At 55.6% G+C, this 15,173-nt stretch carries 17 protein-coding genes; 8 read left to right on the forward strand and 9 right to left on the reverse strand.

What is annotated here, in order from left to right; translation table 11 throughout:
- Nucleotides 1-39 precede the first annotated feature (39 nt).
- The gene (locus tag ABA45_RS17105; protein ID WP_227497540.1) at nt 40-258 is read right to left on the reverse strand and encodes a hypothetical protein; all 219 of its coding nucleotides are present in this window, start codon (nt 256-258) and stop codon (nt 40-42) included.
- A gap of 240 nt (nt 259-498) precedes the next feature.
- Here ABA45_RS17105 and pdsR point away from each other — a divergent pair, with 240 nt between their 5' ends.
- Complete coding sequence (pdsR, locus tag ABA45_RS17110; protein ID WP_048388176.1) at nt 499-1,200, forward strand: proteobacterial dedicated sortase system response regulator; 702 nt, start codon at nt 499-501, stop codon at nt 1,198-1,200.
- Nucleotides 1,201-1,236: 36 nt separating this feature from the next.
- Nucleotides 1,237-3,387, forward strand: a complete 2,151-nt coding sequence (locus tag ABA45_RS17115) for a histidine kinase dimerization/phospho-acceptor domain-containing protein (protein ID WP_053076226.1) — start codon at nt 1,237-1,239, stop codon at nt 3,385-3,387.
- Between the two features lie 15 nt (nt 3,388-3,402).
- Here the strand turns inward: ABA45_RS17115 and ABA45_RS17120 are convergent, their stop codons facing one another.
- Together ABA45_RS17120 and ABA45_RS17125 are read right to left on the reverse strand one after the other, a co-directional pair.
- Nucleotides 3,403-4,191, reverse strand: coding sequence for an ATP-binding protein (locus tag ABA45_RS17120; protein WP_048389219.1), 789 nt, complete (start codon nt 4,189-4,191; stop codon nt 3,403-3,405).
- A gap of 191 nt (nt 4,192-4,382) precedes the next feature.
- Nucleotides 4,383-5,258 carry a DNA ligase gene (locus ABA45_RS17125; protein ID WP_084708378.1) on the reverse strand — a complete coding sequence of 292 codons (876 nt, stop codon included), beginning with the start codon at nt 5,256-5,258 and terminating at the stop codon, nt 4,383-4,385.
- Between the two features lie 288 nt (nt 5,259-5,546).
- On the opposite strand from ABA45_RS17125, the gene ABA45_RS18995 reads away from it, so the two are divergent.
- The 4 genes from ABA45_RS18995 (at nt 5,547) to ABA45_RS17140 (ending at nt 7,184) form a co-directional block, all read left to right on the forward strand.
- Nucleotides 5,547-5,687, forward strand: coding sequence for a hypothetical protein (locus ABA45_RS18995; RefSeq protein WP_157035567.1), 141 nt, complete (start codon nt 5,547-5,549; stop codon nt 5,685-5,687).
- Between the two features lie 229 nt (nt 5,688-5,916).
- The gene (locus tag ABA45_RS17130) at nt 5,917-6,177 is read left to right on the forward strand and encodes an acyl-CoA-binding protein (protein ID WP_048388177.1); all 261 of its coding nucleotides are present in this window, start codon (nt 5,917-5,919) and stop codon (nt 6,175-6,177) included.
- 15 nt (nt 6,178-6,192) lie between these two features.
- Entirely contained in the window at nt 6,193-6,666 is a 474-nt protein-coding gene (gene greB / locus ABA45_RS17135; protein ID WP_048388180.1) for a transcription elongation factor GreB, read from the forward strand.
- Between the two features lie 248 nt (nt 6,667-6,914).
- Nucleotides 6,915-7,184, forward strand: coding sequence for a hypothetical protein (locus tag ABA45_RS17140; RefSeq protein ID WP_048388182.1), 270 nt, complete (start codon nt 6,915-6,917; stop codon nt 7,182-7,184).
- A gap of 8 nt (nt 7,185-7,192) precedes the next feature.
- Here the strand turns inward: ABA45_RS17140 and ABA45_RS17145 are convergent, their stop codons facing one another.
- The 6 genes from ABA45_RS17145 to ftsY all read right to left on the reverse strand — a co-directional run bounded on the left by ABA45_RS17145 (nt 7,193) and on the right by ftsY (nt 13,365).
- Nucleotides 7,193-8,656: a sensor histidine kinase gene (locus ABA45_RS17145; protein WP_048388184.1), complete on the reverse strand. Its 1,464-nt coding sequence runs from the start codon at nt 8,654-8,656 to the stop codon at nt 7,193-7,195.
- The gene (locus ABA45_RS17150; RefSeq protein WP_007348255.1) at nt 8,643-9,323 is read right to left on the reverse strand and encodes a winged helix-turn-helix domain-containing protein; all 681 of its coding nucleotides are present in this window, start codon (nt 9,321-9,323) and stop codon (nt 8,643-8,645) included. Before ABA45_RS17150 ends, ABA45_RS17145 begins: the two co-directional genes overlap by 14 nt.
- Before the next feature lie 189 nt (nt 9,324-9,512).
- Nucleotides 9,513-10,373: an RNA polymerase sigma factor RpoH gene (rpoH, locus tag ABA45_RS17155; protein ID WP_014872932.1), complete on the reverse strand. Its 861-nt coding sequence runs from the start codon at nt 10,371-10,373 to the stop codon at nt 9,513-9,515.
- A gap of 133 nt (nt 10,374-10,506) precedes the next feature.
- Nucleotides 10,507-11,493 carry a permease-like cell division protein FtsX gene (ftsX, locus tag ABA45_RS17160; protein ID WP_084708379.1) on the reverse strand — a complete coding sequence of 329 codons (987 nt, stop codon included), beginning with the start codon at nt 11,491-11,493 and terminating at the stop codon, nt 10,507-10,509.
- Nucleotides 11,486-12,172, reverse strand: a complete 687-nt coding sequence (gene ftsE, locus ABA45_RS17165; RefSeq protein WP_048388189.1) for a cell division ATP-binding protein FtsE — start codon at nt 12,170-12,172, stop codon at nt 11,486-11,488. Before ftsE ends, ftsX begins: the two co-directional genes overlap by 8 nt.
- Before the next feature lie 29 nt (nt 12,173-12,201).
- A complete protein-coding gene (ftsY, locus tag ABA45_RS17170; protein WP_048388190.1) occupies nt 12,202-13,365 on the reverse strand; it encodes a signal recognition particle-docking protein FtsY in 1,164 nt (387 codons plus the stop codon).
- A 137-nt stretch (nt 13,366-13,502) separates the two neighbouring features.
- Between ftsY and rsmD the strand changes: the two genes are divergently transcribed.
- Together rsmD and mutM are read left to right on the forward strand one after the other, a co-directional pair.
- Entirely contained in the window at nt 13,503-14,156 is a 654-nt protein-coding gene (gene rsmD, locus ABA45_RS17175) for a 16S rRNA (guanine(966)-N(2))-methyltransferase RsmD (RefSeq protein ID WP_048388192.1), read from the forward strand.
- Nucleotides 14,157-14,209: 53 nt separating this feature from the next.
- Nucleotides 14,210-15,022 (forward strand): bifunctional DNA-formamidopyrimidine glycosylase/DNA-(apurinic or apyrimidinic site) lyase, encoded by an 813-nt coding sequence (mutM, locus tag ABA45_RS17180; RefSeq protein ID WP_048388194.1) that lies wholly within the window; start codon nt 14,210-14,212, stop codon nt 15,020-15,022.
- The last annotated feature ends 151 nt before the right edge of the window (nt 15,023-15,173 follow it).

Here is a 15,173-nt window from a genome sequence, read left to right on the forward strand (position 1 = left end):
TCTGCGTCCAATATTTTGGCGTCCAAGTGTACGCCAGGTTCACGGCCCGGAGACAGTGCCAATTTTTTCAAACACCCATACCGCAGAATCCAGAGCGTCGCCGGTTTCGCCAAACAGCGGGTGCACAAACAGAATCAACAACATAACCAGCCACAGACCTGCGGCATCACGGCCACGCCTTAGCCGGGCTATGGCGCGGCGTAATAACGCACGGCTGAAGGATATTACCTGCGCAAAAAATAGACCTGTCATCATCATAATCAGCACCGCCATTTTACGTTAGTAAGTTGCGTTATTGCTGCGGATACCCGGCAGGCCCCCGCAATCATTGCAACAGCACTGTATGACCCTAATATGGCAACGATAGCTGGCAACTGTGATCAATTGTGGCACGCCCCGCAGTACAACTCGTTTGCCCTTGTGCCGCGCGAGCGTCATCACTATCTTAGGATTACAACATTGCTCACCTATCAACCCTGATCCACTCACCGGGCCGCCATGAACAAGCATCTGGCATTGATCGAAGACGAACCCGCCATCCGCGATAATTACCGCGCCGCATTCGAACGCAGGGGCTTTTCTGTGTCTACCTACAGTGACCGGCCAACTGCCTGGCATGCGTTACAGCGGCAGTTGCCGGACTTGGCGATTATTGATGTGGGCCTGGGGAGCGAAGCGGAGGGCGGGTTTACTTTGTGCCAGGATTTACGCCGGCAGTCAGCCACGCTGCCGATTATTTTTCTGACCGCCCGCGACAGCGACATAGACTCGGTACACGGCCTACGCCTGGGCGCAGATGACTACGTCACCAAAGACATGAGCATGGAACATCTGCTGGCCCGCATTAATGCACTGCTGCGCCGCGCAGATGCCTGGGATCAGGCTTACCAACAACCCGACGAATTGCTGGCAAGAGGCAAATTGACACTGAACCTGGACCGCATGAGCGCCAGCTGGAACAACCAGGCCGTTGAGCTGACGGTCACCGAGTTCTGGATGCTCCACGCACTGACCCGCCACCCAGGCCACGTGCGCAGCCGTGAGCAGCTGATGGACGCGGCCAGTACGGTACTCGATGACAATACAGTGACGTCGCATATCAAGCGTATTCGTGGCAAATTCAGCGCTCTGGACCGCGACTTCAACAGCGTTCAGACGGTTTACGGCATGGGTTACCGCTGGCACGACCACAATGTCTGAGCGCGTCATCTTTAGACCCAGCCGAGAGCCGTGCGCGTGGCCGCACTGAGCCTGAAACGCCAGCTGCTGCTGGTAAGCCTGTTGATGCTGCTGGTTCCTCTTGCCGGGGTTCAGTTTGCGCTTGAGTTAGACAACATTCTGCGCCAGCAGGCCCAGCAACAATTGCAGCAACAGGCAAATCGCCTGGCCCTGCTGACAGGTGATGAACTGCTGGCACAGCCACCGCTGGCCGCCGGTACGTTTGCTGTTTATACCGCGGCTCAGAATAGCGCCCTGCTGCTTGACGGCTACGCCGATGATTGGCCAGGCTACGATTCGTCCGAGCCGTTCCCGCCGTCGGTGCAGGCACCTTTGTCCGCTCTTCAACCTTGGCAGCAGCTACCTGGGGCCTCATCTCAACCTAGCGCGCTATACTGGCAGGCCAGTCACAGCGATAAAGCTCTGTATCTGCTGATTCGCATTCCAGGCCAGCCGCCTCTGCTGTTCAATCCCGGCGCGCCGCAGCAAGCCCACCATCGGTTATTGCTGCAACTGTTCAGTGGCGCCAATGAGCTCCGTATCAACCCGCGCAATCAGGCCTGGTTGCTACGCCCGTCTGCACCCGGACAGCTGCCGGCCCGCAGCGGGGCTGACTGGACCAAAACCGACCCCAGCGTGAAAGCGTTCTGGCAACCGGTAGCCAATGGTTGGCAGCTGGAGTTGGCTCTGCCCCGGCCCGCGGCGGGCAGCCGCATAACGCTTGGCCTTTATGGGAGCGAAGGCGTGGCTGCTGAAGGTCCGCCATTGGCGCAGATTCCAGCGGCCACTTTGATTCGCCGCAATGCGGACCTGGAGCAGACGCTGGCCAGCTGGCTAGACAGTGGCCAGCAGCTGCGGGTAATGGAAGCGTCCGGTTGGGTTATCGCCCGCCAGCAGCGCACAGCCATAGCCCAGCCGGCGACGACAGACCTCGAACAAACGACAGCACGCATCGACCAAGCAGATGAAAACGCTTCTTGGCTGCAACAGGTCGGGCAGAATCTGCTTCAAGCGCTGGTGAAGGCCAATCAACCCGACTCGCTTCTGGTGAATGAACAGCTCTGGCGCCAGCTCCCGGTTAATCTTCCCGCCCCGGCGTTGGTGCGTCACGGTAACGGTAGCCTTTGGCTGAGCGCACAGGCACCGGTGTTTGGTGGGCGAACACTAGTGCTGGAGCAATCCCTGGAGCAACTGCTGAACATTTCAGGCGCCGCTCTGGGCACCGTACTGGCCCGCAGCTTTCTGGTTATTATTGGCTTGGTGGTGGTTTTGCTGGGTTATGCCAGCTGGCTGTCATGGCGCATTAGCCGTTTGGCGAAATGGGTCACCCAGTGCGTGGATACCGATGGCCGAATGGCGGCCCAAGTGCCGTTACCGGCAAAGTCAGGAGTCGGTAACGACGAGCTTGGCCAGCTTCAGCAACGCTTTAACCGGCTGGTCAGCAGTCTTCACGGTTACAACCAATACCTGGAAAGCTTCTCACAGCGCTTATCCCATGAACTAAAAACGCCACTGGCGGTGGTACGCTCATCCCTTGATAACCTGACTCACTGCAGCGACGAAGCCGCGCGGCAGAATTACCTAACCCGGGCCCAAAGCGCCGTGGCCAGGCTTAGCGGTATTTTACGCAGCATGAGTGAAGCCACACGTCTGGAACAGAGCCTGGAAGCCGAACACAAAGAGGTGTTTGATGTGGCTGACGTGCTTACGCAGGTGACGGCAGCCTACCAGGCGTTGGATCCGCACCACGTTATTGTGTACCAGGGCCCAGAGCAGGGCAGTCACGTTCTGGGGTCGCCGGAGCTATTGGTACAGCTTTTGGATAAGTTAGTCGACAACGCGCGGGACTTCACCCCCAGCGGCCAACGTATTGAGCTGGATTTGCGGCGAGTTGATCAGGGCTGGCAACTCAGCGTATTCAATCAGGGTTCCCGACTACCCGCCGGAGCGGATATTTTTTCGGCGTTTGTGTCCCATAGAGCAGGTGAACTCGACACGTCCGAACATCATCTGGGCCAGGGCCTGCTGATTGCGCAACTGATTGCAAACTACCACCTGACCCGCCTGGAGGCGGATAATCAGAGTCGAAACGGCCTTGACGGCGTGGCGTTCCAGCTGGTGATTCCCGCGGTTGAATCAGGCGCGGATATAAACTCGACGACACCTTAGCCACCGAGTAATCGCCTACTGATCAACTATTGGCGAGCGCGGGCCATGCTGTCGAAAGAACTGCTGCGCTGTGCGGCCATTACGTACCCCGCGAGCGGTCGCGAAACGAATAGCTTGCTGGTGCAGGGCCTCACGATCGCCGACTTCGGTAAACAAAGCATCAATCGCCTGCAAGTAAAGCTCTTGGGAAAACGCATAGAACGAAAGCTGCACGCCAAAGCGATCAGCCAAGGATATCTGCTCTTCTATGGCTTCAGCCGGATGAATTTCACCCCCGCGACTGTGGCTACTCATATTGTCTACCATGTACTCAGGCATCAAATGGCGGCGATTCGAGGTGGCGTACACACGCACATTCTCCGGTGGCAGTTCCAGCGAACCTTCCAGAACGCTTTTCAGCGCCTTGTAGCTGGTTTCACCGGCCTCAAATGACAGGTCATCGCAAAATATAACGAAGTGGTAGGGCAAGTCCCATAAATCATCCACAATTTCAGGTAAGTGCAACAGGTCGTCTTTATCCACTTCAATCATTCGCAAGCCCTGAACCTGATACTGGTTCAGCAGCGCTTTGATCAATGACGATTTGCCAGTACCGCGGGCGCCCCAAAGCAGTACGTTATTAGACGGTTGCCCCTGCAAAAAGCGTTCAGTGTTCAGCGCCAGCGCCTGTTGCTGTTGGTCTACGCCGGTCAGCGACCCCCAAGTAACCGGATCCAGACGGCGAATAGCACGCAGGCCGGAACGGTGCCGGCGCCACACGGCGGCCGGCGTAGTACGCCAGTCGATAGAGTCGGTAGCCGACATAAGCTTCTCCCAGTAACCATCTTGAAAACAAGCACTGTAGCGCAAAGCGGTTTGCTGTAAACAAAAAAAGAAACCAAAAAAAGGCATGACAACCTAATGCCACGCCTTTTTTGCTCTTCAGTCGTTCTTAGAAGGGCACCCTGACAGCCCATTAACGCAGCCGTTTCAGAATTGCGGTTATCCGCCGCGACCTATGGCACAGCTGCCGCCTTTGGTTCATCATTTCGAATTCGCATAAAACTGGCAAACCGTGGCAGGCCGGTGGCGGTGTGGCCGGAATATTTGAAGGTAATAACACTTCCCGCCGGCGGTGGGTCTATACGCTCAGCGTCGCTGAAGCCGCTACCAATGCGAAGCTCACGGTTATCGGCCAGCCGCACCCGCAGCGCGCCCATCAAGCCCTGATATTTGCCCTTGCCCGGCAGAATGCCCACAACGATCGCCTCAGCGTCGTCAAAGCGCTTCACTTTCAACAAGTCGTCCGAGCGGCCAGCCTGATAGACACTAGCGCCACGGCGCAGCATCAGCCCTTCTCCACCGAAAGCAATCACCTTATCCCGATGAGCCATCAGCTGCTGATGGTTTCCGGGCCGTTGCTGCTCAACCAAGGCCAGGTAGGGTGAACCCGCTTGACTGACCAACTCGCGCAACTGCGGAAGACGTTGGTCAAATGTCTGGTCGGCCAACGGCAAATCGAACACCATAAAACGCACAAAACGCCAATCCGCATCTACTGGACGAACGGTGCGCACAATGCCGGAAAGTTGTGCAAAATGGCCGCGCCCCAGCCACAGCTCGCCGTCTAACGGCTGCGGCGGGAAATCGCTGACAAACCAGTCAGGCGCTTGAAACGGATTACCGCGGCGGGACCACAGACGTTCACCGTCCCAATAAGCCCGCACTCCATCCAGTTTTTCACTTACCCAATAATCCGCAAGCGGCGCACCTTGCTGATACACATTGGCCAGCGGAACGCTTGCTGGCGCAGCGATTGCACCAGCGGTCATCAGCGCCATGCTTGCCAATAAGCCTGAACTCAGGCGTTTCATCCATGAAATAAAAAACATCAAAAACTCCTTTAAATTTAGGTTGCGCTCCATCCTGGTGCTCAACGTTTGCCACTCTACTTTGAAGCATGCTTAAAATGCGAGCCATGTTTGCGAGCGTGTCATTCCAGTTGCACTCACAACCAAATCCGTGTCACACCTAGCCCAAAGTGCAGAGACTGCACGCCAGCGGATATCCACAAAGCCATGCTGAAGCGCCTGAACGATCAAGAACTGATTCGCTTGGTGGCATCGCGTCGACCTGAACGTGGTGAGGTTTTCAGCCGGGCGCACCGGCGAACTTGACCAATGGCTGACCATAACCGCGATTATGCGCAGCGGGGTTCACGCGGAGGCCACGACATCGTTCGCCGCCACGTAGGCGGCTTAAAAAACTGGTTCAACGGCGAAATTAGCTTGCCAAGAGTCCAGCACCATGTGGGCGACTAAGAAAATTATGAGCTGCTATGTCAAAGTCGGAAGGTTGTTAAAAGGTGCGGCAAGTCATTGATTTTTCATGATTACTCACCGTCATAGGCTGTATAGATAGTCAATTGAATAGAATGTGAACAAGGGCAATTTTTCGCTCCAAACCATCCCGCTTTGACCCACCACACTTTGAACTGTGACGACAACCATCGCGCCCGCTATACTCGCTATCACCCACCGGAGAGCAACCATGAGTGATTTAGAAGCCCAATTTGATGAAGCCATGAATGAAGTACAGAACGCCGATGGCGACTTTAAGCCTTCCACTGAAATGAAACTCGAATTCTATGCACTGTACAAGCAGGCAACCGTCGGCGATGCCAGCGGTAAGCGCCCGGGAATGATGGATTTTGTGGGTCGGGCAAAGTACGACGCCTGGGCCAAACTGGAAGGTGCGTCAAAAGACCAGGCAATGCAGCAGTACATCGACAAACTCGCTGCGGTTAAGTAGCGCCGTGGGCCGGCCATGAAAACCAATCTGATTACCCGCGAAGGCTATGATTTGCTGCAGCAAGAGCTGGATCAGCTCTGGCGCCACGAACGCCCGGAAGTTACCCGCAAAGTTACCTGGGCCGCCGGCCTTGGCGATCGCTCTGAAAACGCTGATTATCAATACAACAAAAAACGACTGCGGGAGATAGACCGTCGCGTGCGCTATCTGCGTAAGCGTTTTGAAGAATTGAAGGTCGTTGCCTATTCACCGGAGCAAGAAGGTAAGGTATTTTTTGGCGCCTGGGTCAGCCTGCTAGACGAAGACGACAAGCCACTGACGTTCCGCATTGTAGGGCCTGACGAAATCTACGGCCGCAACGATTACGCCTCTGTCGACGCACCCCTGGTGCGCGCCTGCCTGAAAAAAGAGGTGGGTGACGAGGTGATGGTTATACTGCCGACCGGCGAAAAAACCTGGCTCATTGAGACCATTCGCTACCCTTGCTGACATTTCATGAACGCTGACAGCAGACATAAAAAAGCCCCGTTAAACGGGGCAAGGTTCGCGCTGTCTGTAGATCCAACTACGCAATAGTTTCCAGTTTACTCCGACACTATTACCAATAGGTGTCTGGGCCGTTACCCGTTGGTCAGAATTGATTGCTGAGCACCACCGCTCACCATAATTAGGTTGTGCACTCTAGTAGCCCGGCGTAACGTTCAACCAACGCAGTTACATTCACAACGGAGGCTGTTATGAACCGCCAAAAGTTACAGGGTCTGGCGCTACAAGGTGTCGACACCCTGGGTTATCAGTTGGACCGTTTCGGTATTACCAGTAAAGTAAATCGCCATAATCTGGCGGCTTATCTGATGCACGGGCAAAAACAGCTGGAAGGCGAATGGGACAGTTTACAGGTTCGTTTTGATCTGCAAAAAGCCCGTTTCGAAAGACTGAGCGAAACGGTTGAACAGCGGGCTAATCGCCTGTTACGCCCACTCAAGCAAGATAAAAAACAGGGCTGAATTTGCTTTCAGACCAAGCCGGCGTCATCGTCAATCGCAGGACTGGCAGCGTTGATGGTATTTCTACGCCGCTTTCTGCGCTCTTTCACCACCGCCGGCATACGCACGGTAATGGTCAACCCCGGCGACTCTTCGCCGGGGTGAGTGTCCGTCAAGTCGATGCGGGCCTGATGAATTTCCGCAACCGCATTCACCAGGCTAAGGCCAAGCCCGTTGCCTGGCAAAGAACGGCTTTTCCCCACCCTGTAGAAGCGTTGAAAAACCTGGTTCTTCTCTTCGTCTGGCACGCCAATACCGCTGTCTTGCACCGAAAATATCGCTTCGCCGTTTTCTTTGCGCACAACAATGCGAATGGTGCCGTGTTCCGGGGTGTACTTGATGGCGTTATCAATCAGATTACTGAACATCTGGAACAGCAGATCCCGGTCGCCTTCAACGTTTACACCGGGTTCCAACTCTTGTTCAAAGCTCTGACCTTTAACTTCGGCCAAGGCTTCGTAAAGTTCGCAGGCGTCTTCTACCAGAGCGTCTATTGCCACGGTTTTCACATCCCCGGCGTTGCCACGACTTTCCAGGCGGGCAATACGCAGCAGCGCGTTAAACGTGGCTAGCAGTTGGTCGGCTTCGGCCACCGCACGTCTGGCCTGCTCACGGGCCTCGTCGTTATCGACCGACATCAGGGTATTTTCAAGCTGATTACGCAGGCGGGTCAGCGGGGTGCGCAAATCGTGAGCGATGCTGTCGGATACATGGCGAATACCCTCCATCAAATACACGATACGGTCCAACATCTGGTTCAGGTTTTCCGCCAGTTGATCGAAATCGTCTTCGGTTCCGCGATTTGGAATACGCAGTGACATGTGCCCGCTCATGATTCGGCGCGAGGTATTATTGATAATTTCAATGCGGCGGGTAGTACTTCGGCTCATCAAAAAACCGCCCAGCAGGGCCAGAGCCAGAGTAATACCCATGCCCCAATTGATGGTGTTTTCAATGACCTTTTTAACGTTGGTCAGCTCTTCCACATCGCGGCCCACCAACAGCAGCAAGCCGCCTTGCACTTCGAAGATTCGCGCGCGGGCTAGGCGCTGATTACCCATCCAACCTACTGATTCATCGAGTTTGAAGTTGATCCAGCCGGTTTCCGTGGGGGTGCTCTGCGGCCATTGCTGAATGTTACCGGCGAGTTTGACATGCTCGTCGGTGGTCAGCAGATAAATAGACTTTGCGTTGGGCTCGCGGGCCACACGCTCACGGATGATGGTAATCAGGCCGTTCACGCCGCGTCCACGATATTGCTCTGCAAGGCCCGCAATTTCGGCTTCAATCGTGGCATCTGTTTGGGCTGTCATAAAACCGGCCGTACGCCAGTATATGAACGCCAAAAGCAAGAACACCGAGGTGGCAAAAACCACCATATAAAGCAGTGCCAGCTGGAACGACGACGTTCTGAGCTGGCTAAGCAGTTTCACGCAGCATGTATCCCGCACCGCGAACGGTTTGCAGTAGCGGCGTATCAAATTCTTTGTCGATTTTCGCCCGCAAACGGCTTATGTGCACATCAATCACATTAGTTTGGGGGTCAAAATGATAATCCCAGACTTTTTCCAGCAGCATGGTACGAGTGACCACCTGCCCGGCGTTGCGCATCAAATATTCCAGAAGGCGGAATTCCCGGGGCTGTACGTCGATATTCTGGCCTGCGCGCTTCACCGTGCGTGCCAGCAGATCCATCTCCAGATCGGCCACATGCAGGACAGTCTCAGTTTCTGCTGCCTGGCGATTACGACGAATCAGAGATTCGATGCGGGCCAGCAATTCGGTAAACGAGAACGGCTTGGTGAGATAATCATCGCCGCCACCACGCAGACCCTCTACCCGGTCGTCCACATCGCCTAAGGCGCTGAGAATCAAAATTGGGACCTGATTGCCTGTAGCGCGAACAGTTTTGATGATGGCGAGGCCATCCATGCCAGGCAACATGCGATCGACAATCATAATGTCGTATTCTTCGCTGGCTGCCATCAGCATGCCTTTTTTGCCGTCGTCCGCGTGATCCACCACAAAATCAGATTCCCGCAGGCCTTTCACCAGATAACTTGCCACGTCATGATCGTCTTCTATGACCAGTGCTTTCACCGGTATTCCTCCCGCTGGCCTATGATAGTGCTGCAAGGGTACGAATAACCTGGCCGCTGAGCCAGTTACCATCTTGTAAGAGGCTGTCGTCTATAACGACGCAATACTTACGGAAACGCCACCGAGCGCAAAAGCGGCGGTGGCGTTCATTGGCAGAGCCTTGTTAACGTTGCAGTTAAGCGATTAAAGTCAGGCCGCTTCTTGCATGTGCAGACGTATTTTCTTCATCGCATTTTTTTCCAGTTGGCGAATGCGTTCGGCAGATACCCCATAACGATCGGCCAACTGGTGCAAGGTCGATTTGGTCTCTGACAGCCAGCGCTCGCGCAGAATATCCTGGCTGCGATCGTCCAGAGTAGACAGAGCCTGCATCAGGCGGCCGTTGGAATCTTCGGTCCAGTCGGAGCGTTCCAGTTGGGTAGCCGGATTACTGCGGTGATCTTCAAGATAATACGCCGGCGCCTGGTAAGCACTGTCTTCGTCATCGTTCATCGGGCCATCAAAAGCCGTATCGTGAGACGACAGGCGGCCTTCCATTTCTCGCACCACGCGAGCTTCCACGCCTAAGTCTGCGGCTACTGCGTTTAGCTCATCGTGGCTCAACCAGGCCAATTTCTTCTTCTGACCACGCAGATTAAAAAAGAGCTTACGTTGGGCTTTGGTGGTCGCCACTTTCACAATGCGCCAGTTGCGCAAAATGAATTCATGAATTTCTGCTTTAATCCAATGCACCGCGAACGACACCAGCCGTACACCGTATTCGGGGTTGAAGCGTTTTACGGCTTTCATCAGACCCACGTTACCTTCCTGCACCAGGTCAGATTGATTCAGACCGTAACCGGAATAACTACGGGCAATGTGAATCACAAAGCGCAGATGCGACAGAATCAACTGCCGAGCAGCATCTACATCGCCTTCATAATAAAGGCGTTCCGACAATGCGCGCTCTTCATCCACTGTTAAAATGGGTATGCGACTCGCAGCCTGAATGTAAGACTCGAGATTAGCGCCCGGAACCAGCTTATCCATCAGCTGTAAACTTGTGCCCATGCTTTATTCCTCCGAATCTCTACGCTGTAAAAAAAGGCAATGGACCATAAGACCATAAAATGCCCTGAAAGTTCCTGAACGCATCATTAAAACGCGGTAAATATGGGTGTCTACAGACTTTCGGCCAGCCATTCTAGTGGTCTCCGGGTTCCATGTCATCTAAGTGTCTTCGCACCGCCACCCAGGCTCCGAGCCAGCCCAGTGTCATGGCAGTAAATATCAACACTCCTGCATTTTCAAAGTCCAACCCACTCAGAACGAAATCACTGTGATATAACGCCGCTAATCTTGCTACCGGTGCGCTTAGCCACCAAAACGTTATGAGCAACAACAGCCAGGCCACTAATCCGCCACCCAAACCAAACCAGGCGCCGGTGTACAGAAAAGGGCGGCGCACAAAGGCGTCAGTGCCACCCACCAGTTTGGCCACCAGAATTTCATCGCGCCGACTTTCAATGGCCAAGCGCACCGTGTTACCAATAACTAATACGACCGCAACCGCCAACAAGATTGCCAGTGCCAGAGCCGCCCGCGTCAATAAGCCAGCCAGGGCATTCAGCCGCTGCAGCCAGCCCAGGTCCACCTGTACACGCTCCACTGCAGGCAGGCCTTGAAGGTACTTAACTAAAGCCTCGACACCGTCGGTACTGCGATAACTCGCCTCCGGCGTAATCAATAGGCTATGCGGCAGCGGGTTCTCCTGCAGAAAATCCAGTGCGTCGGCAAGCCCGGAGCTGACGCGAAACTCAGCCAGGGCGCGCTCGCGGTCTACCAGTTCTACAAACGCCACCCGACTGTCGGTGTCTATCTGATCGGCCAACGTATTGGCCTGCGGCAAAGGTGTTTCAAGGCCAAGGTAAACCGTCACCCGCGCGCCGTTTTCCCAACCGGCACTGACATTCTGCAAACTAGCTAGCAGCAGTAACAACGCGACCGGCAGCGCCAACGCAACACCCATAACAGCCCAAGTCATCATGCTGGACACCGGATTGCGCCACATGCGCGCTATGCTATCGCGGGCTACCGTGCGGTGGTGGTCCAGATAACTGCCCGCAACCTGCTTCAGCGGCGAGGCACTTTGACGGGCGCCGCTATGCCGCGGTACCGGTGCTTTAGCCACGGTTAGCCTCCGTCCGCGGACGGCCATCAGCCACCAGCTGGCCTTGGTCTAGCCTTAGGGTGCGGCGGTTCATGTCGTTAATTAGCGTAATGTCGTGGCTGGCAATCAACACGGTTACGCCAACCTGACTGAACTGGCCAAACAAGTTCATTATATCAGCAGACAGCTCCGGGTCGAGGTTACCGGTAGGTTCATCGGCCAGCAGCACCGGAGGCTTATTCACCACCGCCCGAGCAATGCCGACGCGCTGCTGTTCGCCACCGGACAACTGCAAGGGGTTCATTTTCTCTTTGCTCAGCAAACCCACTTTGTCCAACGCCGCGCGCACCCGCCGGCCGATGTCACCCGGGGCCACTCCGATGACCTGCAGCGGCATGGCAACGTTGTCAAATACGGTACGGTCAAACAGCAACTGGTGGTTCTGAAACACCACGCCAATGTGACGGCGAATGTAGGGGATCTGCCGCCGCGGCAGGCTGTTCAACAATTGCCCACCCACCCATACTTCACCGGCGCTAGGGCGCTCCATCACCATCAGCAGTTTCAGCAAGGTGCTTTTACCGGCCCCGGAATGCCCGGTCAGAAACGCGAGTTCGCCCCGATTAAGAGCAAAGTTTACCTGTCGCAGCGCGGTGTGATCGCTGTCATAGCGTTTCGTGACCTGGCGGAACTCGATCATCACAATCCCTGGTAGCTGGCGCTCAAACGTTAGTCAAACAGAGCGTCGACGAAGGCACGGGCGTCAAAGCTGCGCAGGTCTTCAACCTGCTCCCCCACGCCAATAAAACGAATCGGTAGCTGCAGCTGGCGAGCAATCGCGAACACAATACCACCCTTGGCCGTGCCGTCGAGTTTGGTCAGCGTGATGCCGCTGACGCCCACCGCTTGCTGAAACACCTGAGCCTGATTCAATGCGTTCTGGCCGGTGCCGGCATCCAGCACCAACATAACTTCGTGGGGAGCTGCGGCGTCGAGCTTTTTCATCACCCGCACGACTTTTTCCAGCTCGCTCATCAAGTTGTCTTTGTTCTGAAGGCGCCCGGCCGTGTCAGCAATGACCACGTCAATGCCACGTGACTTGGCCGACTGAATGGCATCAAAAATAACAGACGCGCTGTCGGCGCCGGTGTGCTGGGCAATCACCGGGACTTTATTGCGATCGCCCCAAACCTGCAACTGCTCCATTGCGGCAGCGCGAAATGTATCACCCGCGGCCAGCAAGACAGACTTGCCTTCGTCTTGAAATTTCTTGGTGAGCTTGCCAATGGTGGTGGTTTTTCCCACCCCGTTCACGCCAACCATAAGAATGACATAGGGCTTCGCCTGGGCGTCGATCACAAGCGGCTTACTGACATCTGTTAATAAGCCGTGGAGCTGGTCGCGCAGCGCGTGGCGCAGGGCTTCACCATCTTTGAGCTGGTCGCGCTTAAGCTTCTCAGTCAACGATTCAATAATTTCGGTGGTTGCGGTTACGCCTACGTCTGCCATTAACAGTGTGGTTTCAATTTCTTCCAGCAGGTCTGCGTCAATCTTCTTGCCCACCGCGAACATATCCGCCAGACCGCCGGTAAAGCTAGCGCGGGTTTTGCCCAGGCCGCGGCGAATGCGCTCAAGAACGCTAATCTCGGGCTCCGGTTTGACTAACGCTTGTTGAGGTACAACTTCCAGCTTGGGCGCGGCCGGTTCGGCATCAGGCTCTGGCTTTGTTTCAGGCAGCGGTTGCGGCGCAGGCGCGGCTTGCGAGTCTGGCTGACGCAACTCGAACGTGCGCGGGCGCGGAATCTTTCGCCGGTTGCTGGCGAGATCCAGCACGAACAACAAAACAAGCAAGGCCGCGAGGCCAATTGAAATCCACTCTGCCGTTACAGTCATACCATTGAATCCAAAATAAGCGGGACAAATTAGGCCGCTATTCTAACAGACTGCTGCCGGTTAGCGAGGTAGAGCACACGGCGGCGCTTTTGATTTATCATGGGCCGGCCCAATCACCGCCTTTCAGGACACATGTCATGCCTCAGCGCCGCAAATCACCGCGCCCTTTGCCAAAGCAACACGCCGCCGATGGTCAGCGCCCTAAATCGGCTTCCGGTCGTGGAACCCTGGGCGAATTACGCATCATCGGCGGCGATTGGCGCAGCCGCAAGCTGACATTTCCAGACAGCGGAGGTGTGCGGCCCACGCCGGCGCGCACTCGCGAAACGCTTTTTAACTGGCTGCGCTTCCATCTGGCCGGGGCTCGCTGCCTGGATTTGTTTGCAGGCTCCGGTGCACTCGGGCTAGAGGCGTTATCACGGGGTGCAGCCCACAGTGTGTTTGTGGACCACACGCCAGAACTGGTCAAAGCGCTCAACAGTAATCTTGCACTTCTGCAGGCCGACAATGCCCGTGTTGTGCGCCAGGACACCGACGCCTTTCTGGCGAGCCCGGGGGAAAGCTTTGACATAGTCTTTATTGACCCGCCCTTTCGTCAGGGTTGGCTAACACGACTGCTGCCCGCGCTGGCAGACAACGGCTGGGTCAAACCCGGTAGTTGGGTTTATTTAGAACACGAAAGTGAACTGACGACCCCAGCGGTGCCGGCCGGCTGGCAATTGCAGCGGCAAAAGAGCGCCGGGCAGGTATGCTACTGCCTGTTTCGGATAACCGACTCAACATCAGTTTAAGGTTACCGACACCACACCAGCCTGACGCTGCTTTTTATAACGGAGTGATTACCGTGCCCGAATTGCCTGAAGTTGAAACCACCCGCCGTGGCATAGCCCCCCACCTGGAAGGCCAGACCGTTCGCTCTGTCAGCGTTCGTAATGGTCGATTGCGCTGGCCGGTGCCAGAAGATCTAAGTGTACGATTGGAAGGGGAAGTGATACGCAGTGTTGAGCGGCGCGCCAAATACCTGTTTCTGAATCTCGACAGCGGCAGCGTTATTGTGCACCTGGGCATGTCTGGCAGCCTGCGAATCATTACCGACGACAGCGCTGCATTAACCCATGATCACGTAGAGCTGATGCTGCATTCGGGTGTACGCCTGAGATACAACGACCCACGTCGTTTCGGCTGCTGGCTGTGGTCCTCGAATCCCAACACTCATCCGCTGATCGCTAGCCTGGGGCCAGAGCCGTTGGCGCCCGAATTCAACGGCGTCTATTTATTTCGCCGTTCCCGGGGCAAAAGCACTGCGGTCAAATCCTTTATTATGGACGGCCATGTGGTGGTGGGCGTGGGCAACATTTACGCCAACGAAGCTCTGTTCAAAGCCGGCATTCACCCGCGACGGCAAGCCGGACGCATCAGCCTTAGCCGCTACCACCGATTGGTCGAAGTGATTCAGGAAACCCTGATGGCCGCCATCCTGATGGGTGGCACCACCCTGCGGGACTTTGTTAACAGCGACGGCCAGCCCGGCTATTTCGCACAGTCGCTGCTGGTGTACGGCCGCGGCGGCCAGCCCTGCTCCGAATGTCAGACTACGCTGAAGGAAATCCGCATGAATCAGCGAGCGACGGTATACTGCACCCGCTGCCAGCGATGAGGCCGTGTTCAATCTGCCAAAATCGTTTGAAAAAGCGCAAATATGCTTCATAGTTAACAGCGCTACAGACCAGAGCTGCTATACTGATTGTTTGCAGTTCGACCATTGTTGCGGCCGCTGTTCAATAAAGTAGTCACGTAAAACAGCCGAT

The sequence above is a fragment of the Marinobacter psychrophilus genome, assembly GCF_001043175.1.
GTDB lineage: Bacteria > Pseudomonadota > Gammaproteobacteria > Pseudomonadales > Oleiphilaceae > Marinobacter > Marinobacter psychrophilus.